This window comes from Arcobacter suis CECT 7833, assembly GCF_003544815.1.
In the GTDB taxonomy this organism is placed as follows: Bacteria; Campylobacterota; Campylobacteria; order Campylobacterales; family Arcobacteraceae; genus Aliarcobacter; species Aliarcobacter suis.
Map to the genome: position 1 here is coordinate 1,060,313 of NZ_CP032100.1, position 14,041 is coordinate 1,074,353.

Here is a 14,041-nt window from a genome sequence, read left to right on the forward strand (position 1 = left end):
ATAATTTGTTACAATATAAAATGAAAACATTAATTACAATCCTCATTTTTTCTTTTTATTCTTATGCAATAGAAATAAAATCAATGCCAATAGAATTCACTCAAAATAGGATAGAACTAACTAAACAATATATAAAAAATTCCTATGGCTTAGAAGTTGAAAATATAAATATCATTCCAAAAATAATAGTAATTCACCACACCGCAGTTGATGATTTAAAAGAATCATTTAATAGATTAAATCCAGAAATTTTACTAACAGATAGAAAAGATATAACTAATGCTGGAAATTTAAATGTTTCAACTCAATTTTTAGTGGATTTAGATGGAACTATTTATTCATTAATGCCAGAAACTTATATGGCAAGACACGTAATTGGTTTAAATTTTTCAAGTATAGGCGTTGAAAATGTTGGTGGAAATAAAAAATCTTTAACTACTGAACAGTTAAAAGCAAATATAGAATTGGTTAAATATTTAAAAGAAAAATATAGAACAATTGAGTATTTAATTGGTCATTATGAATATCAAAGTTTTGAAAAACATCCTTTATTTTTAGAAAAAGACTCAAAATATAGAACTATTAAAAATGACCCAAGTAAAGATTTTATGGAAAATCTAAGAGTAAATTTTCCTGATTTAAAATCTAATTAATATGATCTTTTAGATTTATTATTATTTCAAAAGCAATAAGAATGATAATAATCCACTCTAAAAATGATGAATATTTATGTTTTTGTTCATCTCCCAAAACATGTAAAAGTTCTTGAATAATCTCTACTTTTTTATTTAAAACTTCTACTCTTGATTTTATATCTAAATATTTTACAGTTTTTTCATATTGATTTTCGTACTGAGGATATTCCCAAAAAAACTCAGGAGTATCAAGCAAATCATAGTGTAGATTTATTTTAGTTTTTACCAAAAACAGTTCACCAATTTTTTTTGAAATCTCTTTTTTTGTAAGTTTTATTTTTCCTGTTGTTGAAAGTTGTAAAGGAATATGTGAGTTGTTTTCAATAGTTGTTTGTACTTCTTCTTCAAATTGTTGTAATTTTACATTTTGAGCTAAGGCTTGAGAAATGGCTATTTTAGATGCAGTTGAAGAATCACTTAGATAAATAGTATCAAGGTTTATTTTAAACTCATCATCCAAAGTGTAGTTGAACTCTTCAATTATAGGTTTTTTAAAACTATTTATTTGTAAATCTTTTATGAAATCAAGGAAAAATTTTATATTTTCAAACTCAATATCCCAACAAATTAAAACACCATATTTAAATAAAATTATTTGTTGTTCTTCTTTTATATTTATAATTATTGCATCTTTTATGATATTGCATTTATATCGCTCTTCTATAATTTCAAATATATCGTTATTAAATTTTTCACAAGTAAGATAAGATATTAGTTTTTTTGTTTGCATGATTTATCCAGTAGTTTTAAATTAATGAATTATTCTAGCTAAAAATGATTACTTTTTGGTGATAGATTTTGATTGGTTATTTTGAGTAAAACCAAAAGCCTAAATTAAGGCTTTTGATTTTTGATAGAAGATAATTCTAAATATCTCATTATTATTGCAGATAAATAAGGAATACTTTGAATAAATATAGTTGCAGCGAATACATAAATTTCTACAATACCAGTAAAGTTTGTAAAAATTAAAGCAAAGAATGCAATTAATAATAATATTCCTAAAATAGTTTCATATTTTATAGGATTTTCACTTTTTTTAGCTTTTCCACCTTTTTGAGTTCTTTTAAATGGTAAACCATCTTTTACAAACCCATCATAAACAGCTTTGAAAATAATAAGCTGTAAACTCATAGATGCAATAGAACTTAAAATAGTATTTTTAAAACCTGTTCTTACTTTCATTCTATATAAAATGAAAGTATGTAAGATATTTACTAAAAATGCTGTAATAATTGGAATTGTTAAAGGAATTGTAGGAATTGTAACTCCTACAAAAATAATAACAGGAACCCAAATAATATTCATAACAGCCATAACTGGACCCATTGCATCACTTAACCAGAAGAACCATCCTGCGACAAATTTACTTTTTTGTCTAGGGCTTAAAGATTTAGCTGATGGTTTAAACTCTTTCCAGTGTTTTTTAAGAATTTGAATAGCTCCATAAGCCCATCTATGTCTTTGAGTTTTGAATGCTTCAAATGTATCAGGAAGTAATCCATATCCATATCTTCTATTTGTATAGTGAGCAATATATCCAGCTTCAAACAGTCTAAGACCTAATTCACTATCTTCAACAATAGTATCAGTTCCCCAACCACCAACTTCCATCATAGAACTTAATCTTACCATAACCATTGTTCCGTGAACAACGATAGCATTTTCTTCATTTCTATCAATCATACCAATATCAAAGAAACCTGCATATTCTGCATTCATTGCAGCTTTCATTATTGATTCATCACCATCTCTATGATCTTGTGGAGCTTGTACGATTGCTACTTTTGGATCATCAAATAATGGAACTAAATCAACTAACCAAGGTGATTCAACAACATAATCTGCATCAATTACAGCAATAATTTCTGCTTCTTTATTTGTTTTCTCTAGTGCTGCATTTAAAGCTCCTGCTTTAAATCCAGTACAAGTGATATTCATAAATACAAATTTATCTCCAAGCTCTTCACATAACTTTTCAATTGGTTTCCAATAAAATTCTTCAGGTGTATTATTAATAATAACAAGAACTTCATAATTTGGATACCTAAGTTTTGCTAATGCTCTTAATGTTTCTTCTAAAACATGTGGTTGCTCTTTATAAGCCGGAACATGAATAGAAACAAAAGGAATATTATCAGATTTTAAATCAAGTGGAACCAATCTTTCAGGAGGAATTCCAATAGAACATTTAAATAATTCATTTGCTTTTGCAAGGGTAATAACAATAAGTGGAATCATCAAAAATGTTCCCATTCCCCACATAACCCACATACCAAAATTCATATAGTTTATAAAAGGATATGTAATAGCCATTACTATACCAAAAGCCATACCTTGTGCTGCAATACCATAAGCTAAGGCATGATTTAAATTTAATCTTTGATTTTTTAAACCAAATAGGGTAATAATTGCTCCAATAATAATAGCAGCAATCATTTGATATAACCAATATTGATTTAGCTCAATATCTCCATTTAAATAGAATTTTAAAGCTCTATCTGTAGTAAATATTCCCCAATATTGCCCAACGTTACCTTCATCATAACCTTTCCATGGTTGATCAAAAGCTTCAACTATATTGTAAGACCAATTTTTTTCTTTTGCAAGATTTAAAAATCCTCTTATAGCAATAGCTTGATTTTTTAAACCAGGAACTGCACCATTGAAATTATAACCATGACTTGGCCAACCAGTCTCCCCAATAACTATCTTTTTATTTGGATACTGATTTTCAACTAAAGTGTATTTTTCAATTACAAATTCATTAAATCTATCAATTGGAATTTTTTCCCAATAAGGTAAAATATGAACCATAATAAAATCAACATGATTACCTATTTCAGGATATTTAACTAAACTATGCCAAACTTCCGCAGTTGTAATTGGTTTGTTAGTAAATTCTCTCATATAATCTAAGTAAGCACTTAATTCAACTTCATTTAAATCTGTTCTTAGTAAAGTTTCATTTCCAACAATAACATTATTAATATTATTAGGATATTTTTCTAAAAGTTTTGCTGCTCTTTGAATTTCTAAAAAATTCTCTTCATAATCACCACTTAACCAAAGACCTAAGTCAACCATCATATTAGTTTTAGAAGTTACTTCCAAAATTACTTTAGCATCTGCTGTAGAATAAGTTCTAACTCTATCTGTAAAATTTAACAAAATACCAACATCTACCGCTATTTGTTCAGGTGATAATACTTTTTTACCATATCCCTCATATGGAGAATATGAAAGCGATTCAATTCTTTCCGATGCATCTTGCTTTAGTGATACTCTATTGTCTTGTGTAATCCAAAAAAACACTTGAAATAGTCCAGCAAGTATAAGCCCTAAGATAATATATCTCAACACAGTTTCCTTTTTTTATAATTAGTGCGTAATATTACCATTTTTTGCTAATTTTGTTTATAAAATTTATGAAATTAAGGGAGTTATTTTTTACAAGTGTTATAAAATGTTTATTTTTGCTTTGAATTGGTTTGCTTTTGTAACAAAAAAGTATCTTTTTTATAAAAAATATTAATTTTATAAAACTATAATATAATCCAAAAAAATATAATGAGAGAGTAAATGAAAAGAATTACAAATGAAAGTATGTTTGAAATAATTTCATATTTAAAAAATGAATTTAAAAATCAAAATGAAATTTTTATTGAAGTATTAAATCCAGATGTTGATATTGATATTGATATTGATATTTATGCGGGAGAAAAACTAAATATAGAAAATCAAGAGTTTATTTATAGATCTTATAAATCTTGGTGTGATTTAGCTGAATTATTATTTTGTAAGATGATAATAAGTTCCATAAATCCAAATACAGTTGTAATCAAATTTCAAAAACTAAATCAAACAAACTCTTTTCACAAAGATTTAAATGATGAAAAAAAAGAAAAGTATGGTGAAAACTCAACTTTTTTCAGAATTAACAAAAATGAAGAACCAGCTTTTTTATATGCTTATAGTGAAGCTTTAAAAAATGTAAAAATAGAAGAAAAAACAAATGTTTTAAATTTAGGTATAAACAAAGCAGATGAATTTGAAATAATAAAAAAATTAGTAAATGAAGATTGTTTAAAACAGATGAATTTTGTAGGAATTGATTACTCTTTTAGCGCTATTGAATTTGCTAAAAAAAGATTTCCTTTAGAAAATTTTACTTTTTACAATCACGATATAAATAAATTAAATGAACTAAATCTAAAAAGATCTGATTTAATTATCTCTATTGGAACGCTACAAAGTTCAAGTTTAAATTTTAAACTTTTATTTATGGATTTAATTCAAAATTATTTAGAAGATAAAGGTTCTATAATTTTAGGTTTTCCAAATTGTAGATGGATAAATGGTGAGATGATTTATGGAGCGAAAGCGGCGAATTATTCATATAGTGAACAATCAGTTTTATATAAAGATGTTTATTTTTGTAAAAAATATCTTCAACAAAAAAAATATAGAGTTACATTAACTGGAAAAAATTATCTTTTTCTAACAGCAACTTCAATTAAATAAAAATATTTCGTTAAAACTACTATTTTTTTGTTACAATTAACTTATCAAAATAAAAGGAGTATATTATGCCATCAAAACATATTGAAGTAAAAACTTTTAAGTTAGCCCATTCAACAGATGATACTGTAAGAATAGAACATGTTGAAAAACCTTATGGTGAATATAGTAGTCCAGTTGTTAGTATTGCTATTTTTTCTCATGGAAAAACTAAAACTTCTGAGATAGAGATTCCTTATGAAAATATAGAAGAGTTTTTAAAAGCATTAAATGAATCAATTGCTTTATGTGATTCAATACCAAGAAATCCAATTCATGCTGAATTAAATTCAGAAGTTGGCGGAGGAGCTTAATTCTTATGTCTGTTGATTTATCTTCAAGGTCAAACTCTAGAAGTTTGACCTTTGTTTTTTTAGCTTTTTTAGTCTCAGTAATAGCAACTCTTGGAAGTCTTTTTTTCTCAGAAATCATGAATTTTATTCCATGTTCATTATGTTGGTATCAAAGAATATTTATGTATCCATTAGTTTTTATTTTTTTAATAAATCTATTGTTTCCTGATGATGAAGTATTTAAATATGCCTTTACTTTAGGATTCTTTGGCTGGTTGATTTCTGTTTATCATAATTTATTAATGTTTAAAATAATTCCTGAAGATTTATCTCCTTGTGTTCAAGGAGTTCCATGTTCTGTTGATTACCTTAATTGGTTGGGGTTTATTACAATCCCTTTGTTATCTTTTTTTGCTTATACTATCATCCTTATTTTATTAATAATTTTAAAAAAAGGAAAATAAAAAATGCAAAATAAAAAGTTAGTAGGAATATCTTTATTCATTTTAGTTGCCTTATTTGTAGGTTTAGCTTATTTTTATAAAAATAATGAGAATACTAAAGAAGCTTCATTAGTTTCTTCAAGTGCGGCTTCTTTAATACGAGATCATGCAATGTCATTTGGCGATAACAAAAAAAATATTTCGGTAGTTGAATTTTTAGACCCTGAATGTGAATCTTGTGCAATTTTTCATCCAATAATTAGAAAAGTTTATAAAGAACATTATTCTGATATAAAATTGGTTGTTAGATATTTAGCAAATCATAAAAATTCTAAATTTGCTATAAAAATTCTTGAAGCATCAAGAGAACAAAACAAATATGAAGAAGTTTTAAGTGTAATTTTTGAAAAACAGCCTATTTGGGCGGAACATAATAACGAAAAACCCGAATTATTATGGACATTTTTAGAGCAAATTGAAGGTTTAGATATCGATAAATTAAAAGAAGATATGAAAAATCCAAAAATTGATGAAATTATAGAAATAGATAAACAAGATGCAAATGCTTTAAATGTAAAAGGTACACCAACTATTTTTGTAAATGAAAAAAAATTAGAAAGATTATCTCAACAAGATTTGTTTGATTTAATTGAAGCTGAAATTTATAAATAAAAGGAAAAATAGATGGATATTTTTGGAAAAGTAACTGATTTTATAACTTTAGTGCAAAAATCAGATTACGATTTATCTTTGATTTATTCCCAAGATCCAAATACTATTTATGTTATTTTATTGATAGTTTTAGCTTTGTTGTTTGGAATAGTTTTTACTATGAATAATTGGTTTAAAACAACAGAACTTTTAAAGCTTATATCAGAAATAAAAGATACAAAAAATCTTGAAGAGTATGATAGTAAGCTTGATAAAGTAATTTTAGAGTTACCAAAAAGAGGTTCAAAAGCAGCTAATAGTTTAAATTTTGTGAAAGAAGATATTTTTAAAAATCATCTAAAATTACTAAAAGAAAAGAATATAAAAGAAAAAATTGAAAGTTTCAAAAAAATATCAATTTCTTATTCTTTGATTTGCGAAATTTTGAAAAAATATAACCTTGAAGAATTGAGCAAATTTTATAACTTTAAGTCAAAAACTATTTTAGAAAATGATTTATTTACTGAAATAGAATTTTTTTATAAAAATTCTTTTTTCAAAAAAGAAGATGCAATTTTTGTAGATGAAATAATTTCTTATGCAAATACAACAATAAATCCAAACGATATAACTAATCCTTTGTTTATTCAAATAAATAGGTTTAATTTTGGATTTAATCTTGATTTGTATAAATTTATAAAAGCTTTAGATAAAAATAAATCTGAAAAAATCTACTCAGAATGTAATAAAAAAATGAATAATTTATTACATGATGAAAATGCAAAAGTATCGGAAGTTATTTTATCTTATATGTTAGAAAACAATGAAAAAGAAAAGGTTTATAGTTATATTTCTAAGTTGAAAGATTCTTTGCATTTACAAAGTTTATATTATAATTTGTTTGCAAAAAAAGATGATATTAATTTGGATTTAGCTTTTGTGAAAAATGAAACAAAAATTAATGCTAAATATAAAGAGCATTTTGAAAACCAAATTACATTTAATTGGAAAGATTTATCTTACATAAATCATATAATTAAATCACCAAAAGTAATAGATATTCTAGGACATACTGATTGTAGAGTTGTTTTAGAAAGAGTGGAAAAACTAGAAAAAGAAGCTTTAGATAACCAAACAATTGCTCAAGTTTTAGAAGTTGCAAAAAGAGCTGAAGCAATCGCTAAAGAAGCTAAAGCAATAGCAAGAAGTAAATAAAATGGAATATTTATTTGCTCTTGTTTTAAGTGCTTTTTTTACGTTTATTTATATGTATCTTAAAAAAAGTAAAACAGCTTTTATAAAACCAGAAGCTGTAAAAAAAGATGAATTAATCCAAAGTTATAGAGTTGAGCTTTTAGAAATTTTGGAAAAATATGAAGATAATAAAGAGTTACAATTTCAAGAAAAATTAAAATTTCTTAAACGAGTAAATTACGAGTTATCAATGAATATTTTTTTTGAAAAAGAAGAAGCTAGAAATTTAATACAAGAATTATCGAATTTAGGGAAATAATGAAAAAGAGTTTAGTAAGTTTATTAGTTTTAGGTTTTTTGTTTATTGGTTGTGATTCAAAATCACCTATTGATGATAGTGTTATTGCAAAAAAATCGTTACAAGAGAATAAATATGAATTTGTTTCTCAAACATTTAATTTAATTACAACAGATGAAAAGTTTATAAGTTTTAAAAGTACAACTAATGGTTTGGATTTTGATGAATTTAAAGGAAAAAAAGCTGTTTTAATTGATGTTTTTGCAACTTGGTGTCCTCCTTGTATTGAAGAAATTCCAGTACTAAAAGAAGTAAGAGAAAAATATAAAGATAATTTTGAAATAGTTTCTGTTTTATTTGAACAGGATAAAACAAAAGAAGAAATAGTTGAGTTTATATCTAAACATGGAATTACTTATCCAATTACAATGGGTGAAGAGAATTTTAAATTAGCAAAAGAGTTAGGTGATGTTAAAAAAGTTCCTGAAATGTTTTTATTTTCAAAAGATGGAAAATTTGTGAAAAAATTTGTGGGGAAAATTCCTAAAGAAGAGTTGGAACAATATATTAAAATAGCAATTGAAAACTAAGATAATATAGTTTCCAATTCTTTTAAAGTATCTATAAAATAACTTGCTTTTGAAAAATCTTGTGTTATTGTAAATTCATTTTTAACAATAACACACTCAATTCCTGCTTTGTAAGCTGCTGTTAAACCTCTTGTAGAGTCTTCAATTACAATTGCTTCATCTTTGTTTGCACCAAAGATTTCTAAACCTTTTAGATATGGTTGTGGATGTGGTTTTGCAAATTCATAATCTTCTTCACAAAGAACAAAATCCATAAAATCAACTATTCCTAAATCTTTATGGATTATTTCAAAATCAACTCTTCTTGAAGTTGTAACTATTCCCATTTTATATTCTTTTGATAGTTCTTTAAGCACTTCTTTTACACCTTGGATTAAAATATTTTCAGTTTTTAAGAACTCTTGATAATATTCATTTCTTTTATTTCTGGCAATTTCAATTTCATTTTGAGTAAAACCCTTATCTAATGCTTTTTGCCAAACAGTTGTTCCTTCACTCATAATTTTCATATATTCTTCAAATTCTAAAGAGAGATTAAAATATTCTTGTAAGGCTTTAATATTAGCTTTAAAATATAAAGGTTCAGTATGAACTAAAACGCCATCATTATCAAATAAAATATATTTTTTCATTAAAAAATTCCTAAAATTAAATTTTGTAGATTGTATAAAAAAAGGGAAGCGTTATTAGCTTCCCTTATTATTTGTATATTATTAGGAGGAGAAATACAGTTAAATAAATCTTAACATCGCAATTAAGTTATAATCAATCTGTAAAGTAATTATAATCAATGAGCATTAACCCTTATTAAATAAAAAGTTAACAAAATGTAAATACGATAAAAAAACTCCTAAAATTTACCATTTATCTTTTGGGGCTTTATAAGTTGATATTTTTTCTAATATTTCATCAATATCATCCGAAACAATTAACATATCAATATAATCTTTTTTGATAAATCCCTCTTTTTCACAATTTCTTAAAAATTCTATTAATTTATCATAATAACCATTTACATTAAAAAAAGCACATGGTTTTTTATGATAACCAATTTGTGCAGAAGTTATAACATCAAAAATTTCTTCTAATGTTCCATAACCTCCAGGAATTGCTATAAAAGCATCAGCTAATTGGGCCATTTTCTCTTTTCGTTGATTCATTGTATCAACTTTATAGATTTTTGTTATGTTTTTATTTTCTATCTCTTTTGAAACTAAATCATGTGTGATTACACCTGTTACACTATTATTTAGGTTTAATGATTCATTTGAAATAATTCCCATTAATCCTTGTAATGAACCACCATAAACTATTTTAAAATCTTTTTTAGCTAATTTTACTGCTAAAAGTTTTGTTGCTTCTTCGTAGATTTTATTATTTCCAAAAGAAGAACCACAATATATTGCTACATTCATTTCGTAATTTCCTTTAATTTTTCATATGGTTTTAACATTAATAATAATTTTGGTAAAAGTAATAAATCAGCTGCTAATACATTTATCATAATAACACCTGTTAATAATCCAAAATAAATAGTTGGAACTAAATTTGATAACATCAAAATAGAAAAACCAATAACTATTATTATTGTTGTGTAATACATAGCATGACCAATTCCATTATGTGCTCTTCTCATAGCATTTATATAATTTCTATCAAATTTAAATTCATCTTCAAATCTATGAATGAAGTGAATGGTATCATCAACAGCAATACCTATAGCAATAGCTGCAATGGTAATAGTCATAATATCTAAAGGGATATTTAGCCAACCCATAATTCCAAAAAGAAGAAAGATAGGAACTATATTTGAAACTAATGCAATAAAAACAATCTTAGATGATTTAAATAATATAAAAAACATAATAGATAAAATCACAACAGATGTTCCCAATGTCGATATTTGAGAATTAAATAAAGATTGCAACATATTGTTATATAAAACCATAAGATTTGATAGTTGATAAGTTGTTTCTTTATTTTTTATAATTTCTCTTAAATCTGTATTTATTTTTGTTAATAAATCATTTCTTCTTAAATCTGGATTTGAATCTATAATTCTCATAGTAATTCTAGCTTCATTTTTTTCAATATTAATATAAGGAGATAAAATCATATCTTTATATTTAGGTGGTAATTGGTTGTATAATAGGGCTAAAGTTATACCATCTAATTTTTCATTTTTATTTAGAATCTCTCCCACTTTTAATAAAGTAGCTAATGATTGAACTTTACCTATTTCTGGAATAGTTTCTAAATAATCATGAATAGCCATAATTGTATCCATTTTATCTTGACTAAACCAATATTGTTTATCGTTATTTTTTTCATCAAATTCATTTTCAAAATCGTCATATTCATCTTGATTTTTACTTTTTAAAGGAACTGCTTTTTCATCATCTTTGAATTTAACAATAATATCAAGAGGACTCGTTCCTCCAAGATTTTCATCTATTACTTTCATTCCTTTATAGATTTCTGTTGATGGTTTAAAGTAGTTTATAAAACTATTTTCAACAAAAAGTCTTGAACTTCCAGTTATTGAAAATATAACACAAAGAATACTTACTACAATTATAGTTTTTCCATAGTTTTCAACTATATATGAACATCTTTCTACAAAAGAAACCTTTAGCTTTTTTTTCTCAAGTTCATCTTTTTTCCCCATTATCATTAATATAATTGGAAAAATAATAAATGATAAAATTAATGAAATACTAATACCAATACTCATCATAAGACCTAAGTTTATTACAGGTTCTATATTTGATAAAATTAAAGAAGCAAATCCCACAACGGTAGTAATAATAGCAAAAAAACAAGGTACTAATTTTGATAAAACAGTATTAACAACCAATTTATATTGACTTGCATTTTTATATCTAATATTTAATTCTCGGTATCTTTCTATTAAATGAATAACAATTGACATGGTAATTATAAGTTGTAAAGCAATAAAATTTGAAGATATAACTGTAACTTCCCAACCAAATAATCCTAAAATACCACCAGTTGAAATAATAGAAATAAAACAAATTACAAGAGGAATTAATATCCATCTAATATGTCTAAATATATACCATAAAATAAATATGAAAATTAAAACTAAACTAATACCATAAATAAGAAGATCATTTTTTACAAAGCTAATAGCATCACTTGCTATCATATTTACTCCACCTAGGAATATTTTCCCTTCTGGTTTATGATTTTTTATGATACTTCTTATATTTTCTATATTTTTAGCATCTTTTTCTCTTATTAAATCTCGATAATTCTTAAATTCAATAATTACTTTTTCTAATTCACTTTTTTCTTCTTTAGTGATAGTTTTTTCTTTTTCTTTTATTGATAAAGAGTTTCTTTTTTCTAAAAGTTCAAAATATTTTGTATCATTTTTAATATTTAAAATTAATGCAGTTGTTTTAAAATCATCACTTGCTAAAGCATTTTTGTACAAAGGTGATGTTAAAAACTCATTTTTAACAAGTTCTTTGTCAAATTCTTTAGTTTCCATAGAATCAACACCAGCAACTAAATCAGAAATAGGTCTTACAGGAGATTGAAGTAGGGGAACTGTTAAAATAGAATCTACACTTTCAATATTTTCAATAGTTAAAAATTCTTTTGAAAGATTTCTTATAGTATCAAGACTTTGATTTGAAAGTAAGTCTTCATGTGGTGCAAAAGTTACAATTAAAAAATTTAGATTATTGTATCTTTTATTAACTTCCCTAAAAAACTTTAAATCTTTATCATCATCTAAAAGTAAAGTTTCAGCAGAAGCATCAACTTCTACTTTTGTAGAGTAATATCCAAGTATTGAAACAAATATTGATAAAGTCAATAAAACTAGGATTGGATACTTTAAAATAAAAGTATCATATATTTTTTTAATCATTATTTTGTATTTGGGTTTTCAAGTAAAACTAACATTTCATCAAAAGTTTTCTCTTTTAATAAACCTGCAAATTGTTGTCTATATGTTTGAATAATACTTACTCCAACTAAATCAACATCATAAATTAGCCATTGTTCACTATCTTTTGATTTATTGTAAAAATTATAATTTATTTTATAAATACCTTCTTTTCCTAAAAGTTCAGTTTCAAGTTGCAATCTTGCATTTTTATAAGGATTCAAACCTATGATTTTTACTTTTTGGTCGTTATATAATTCTAATTTCTCAATATATGAATTTTTTAACTTTGTTTCAAATATTTTTGTAAACTCTTTTTGTTTTTGTTCACTTAATGTATCCCAAGTCTCTTTCCCAAGGGCAATTCTTGCCATTAATTCGTAATCAAAAACTTCATCAATAATTTTTATTATTTGTTCACCTTTTTTGTTTATAGGTAAATTTTTTTGTTCTAAAATACTTAAAACATTATCAATTTTTTTAGTCATTATAGTTTGAATTTCATCTTGTTTCATTGCATTTGCAGTTGTTACTGCAAATGTAATTAGAAATAAGATTTTAAATAAACTTTTTAATTTCATTAATTATTCCTCAATCTGTTTTTTTCTTGCTTGTGTGTAAATATCTCTTAAAAATGGATATAAATCTAAAGCATCTTTTCTTAATGATTCATATTGTCCTAATGTTAATGAAGTTGAATTTATTACATCAAATGTTTGAATTCCAACTTGTTCTAGCAATGTATTAGGTATTTTGTATTTTAAATCATTATCTCCTGTCACTGTTAAAGGATTTACATAAGAATCAGCTGCAAGTCCAGCAATATCTCTTAAATTTGATGGTCCTAAAAATGGTAAAACAACATGGAATCCTTCACCAACTCCATAAAAACCTAAAGTTTGACCAAAATCTTCTTTATGGGCTTTCATATTAAGCTCTTTTGTGGCTGGATCCATAAATCCTCCAAGTCCCCAAAGAGTATTAACTAAAAATCTTCCTAGTTCTTCACTTGAATTTTTAAATTTTAATTGTAATAAATTATTTGAAAATCTTACTGGAAACATTATATTTTGAAAAAAGTTGTTAATACCTATTCTAACTGTTTCAGGAGTAACATAAGCATAACTTTCTGCAATAGGATTTAAAACATTAATAAAAACTTTATCATTAAAAGTAGTCATTAATCTATTATATCCACTTAATGGGTCAAATATTTCTTCTTTTTTTGTTGAAAATTCTGAATTAAATTCTTCATCAAAATTATCATTATTATTTTCATTTGCTAAACTAAAATTTACTAATAAAAGTATAAGAATAAGATTTTTCAAATTAAGCCTTTTTTTTAATAGCGGATATTATATTAAAAATATATAGAAACATTGTTTAAGTGTTATTTTT

15 protein-coding genes are annotated in these 14,041 nt (G+C 24.8%); 8 read left to right on the forward strand and 7 right to left on the reverse strand.

Annotated elements, in window-relative coordinates:
* Positions 1-20 precede the first annotated feature (20 nt).
* Positions 21-653: a peptidoglycan recognition protein family protein gene (locus tag ASUIS_RS05485; RefSeq protein WP_118886066.1), complete on the forward strand. Its 633-nt coding sequence runs from the start codon at positions 21-23 to the stop codon at positions 651-653.
* Here the strand turns inward: ASUIS_RS05485 and ASUIS_RS05490 are convergent.
* Positions 646-1,425: an RMD1 family protein gene (locus ASUIS_RS05490; RefSeq protein ID WP_118886067.1), complete on the reverse strand. Its 780-nt coding sequence runs from the start codon at positions 1,423-1,425 to the stop codon at positions 646-648. The genes ASUIS_RS05485 and ASUIS_RS05490 overlap by 8 nt on opposite strands.
* 104 nt (positions 1,426-1,529) lie before the next feature.
* Complete coding sequence (locus tag ASUIS_RS05495) at positions 1,530-4,055, reverse strand: glycosyltransferase family 2 protein (protein WP_118886068.1); 2,526 nt, start codon at positions 4,053-4,055, stop codon at positions 1,530-1,532.
* Positions 4,056-4,277: 222 nt separating this feature from the next.
* Here ASUIS_RS05495 and ASUIS_RS05500 point away from each other — a divergent pair, with 222 nt between their 5' ends.
* The 7 genes from ASUIS_RS05500 (at position 4,278) to ASUIS_RS05530 (ending at position 8,724) form a co-directional block, all read left to right on the forward strand.
* Entirely contained in the window at positions 4,278-5,219 is a 942-nt protein-coding gene (locus ASUIS_RS05500; RefSeq protein WP_118886069.1) for a methyltransferase domain-containing protein, read from the forward strand.
* 65 nt (positions 5,220-5,284) lie between these two features.
* Entirely contained in the window at positions 5,285-5,569 is a 285-nt protein-coding gene (locus tag ASUIS_RS05505; RefSeq protein ID WP_118886070.1) for a hypothetical protein, read from the forward strand.
* Positions 5,570-5,574: 5 nt separating this feature from the next.
* The gene (locus ASUIS_RS05510) at positions 5,575-6,012 is read left to right on the forward strand and encodes a disulfide oxidoreductase (RefSeq protein ID WP_192894435.1); all 438 of its coding nucleotides are present in this window, start codon (positions 5,575-5,577) and stop codon (positions 6,010-6,012) included.
* 3 nt (positions 6,013-6,015) lie between these two features.
* Complete coding sequence (locus ASUIS_RS05515) at positions 6,016-6,663, forward strand: DsbA family protein (RefSeq protein ID WP_118886071.1); 648 nt, start codon at positions 6,016-6,018, stop codon at positions 6,661-6,663.
* Between the two features lie 12 nt (positions 6,664-6,675).
* A complete protein-coding gene (locus tag ASUIS_RS05520) occupies positions 6,676-7,857 on the forward strand; it encodes a hypothetical protein (protein ID WP_118886072.1) in 1,182 nt (393 codons plus the stop codon).
* A gap of 1 nt (position 7,858) precedes the next feature.
* Positions 7,859-8,155 carry a hypothetical protein gene (locus ASUIS_RS05525; RefSeq protein ID WP_118886073.1) on the forward strand — a complete coding sequence of 99 codons (297 nt, stop codon included), beginning with the start codon at positions 7,859-7,861 and terminating at the stop codon, positions 8,153-8,155.
* The gene (locus ASUIS_RS05530) at positions 8,155-8,724 is read left to right on the forward strand and encodes a TlpA family protein disulfide reductase (protein WP_118886074.1); all 570 of its coding nucleotides are present in this window, start codon (positions 8,155-8,157) and stop codon (positions 8,722-8,724) included. The genes ASUIS_RS05525 and ASUIS_RS05530 overlap by 1 nt, the downstream gene beginning before the upstream one ends.
* Here ASUIS_RS05530 and ASUIS_RS05535 read toward each other — a convergent pair.
* From ASUIS_RS05535 to ASUIS_RS05555, 5 genes are all read right to left on the reverse strand, one after another.
* Positions 8,721-9,356, reverse strand: coding sequence for an HAD family hydrolase (locus ASUIS_RS05535; protein ID WP_118886075.1), 636 nt, complete (start codon positions 9,354-9,356; stop codon positions 8,721-8,723). The two genes, ASUIS_RS05530 and ASUIS_RS05535, sit on opposite strands and share 4 nt — an antisense overlap.
* A gap of 225 nt (positions 9,357-9,581) precedes the next feature.
* On the reverse strand, positions 9,582-10,139 hold the full coding sequence (locus ASUIS_RS05540; RefSeq protein WP_118886076.1) for an LOG family protein: 558 nt from the start codon (positions 10,137-10,139) through the stop codon (positions 9,582-9,584).
* Positions 10,136-12,625: an efflux RND transporter permease subunit gene (locus ASUIS_RS05545; RefSeq protein ID WP_118886077.1), complete on the reverse strand. Its 2,490-nt coding sequence runs from the start codon at positions 12,623-12,625 to the stop codon at positions 10,136-10,138. Before ASUIS_RS05545 ends, ASUIS_RS05540 begins: the two co-directional genes overlap by 4 nt.
* Positions 12,625-13,224, reverse strand: coding sequence for a Tgt2/MlaC family protein (locus ASUIS_RS05550; protein WP_118886078.1), 600 nt, complete (start codon positions 13,222-13,224; stop codon positions 12,625-12,627). Before ASUIS_RS05550 ends, ASUIS_RS05545 begins: the two co-directional genes overlap by 1 nt.
* Positions 13,225-13,227: 3 nt before the next feature.
* A complete protein-coding gene (locus tag ASUIS_RS05555; RefSeq protein ID WP_118886079.1) occupies positions 13,228-13,971 on the reverse strand; it encodes an MlaA family lipoprotein in 744 nt (247 codons plus the stop codon).
* Between the last annotated feature and the right edge of the window lie 70 nt (positions 13,972-14,041).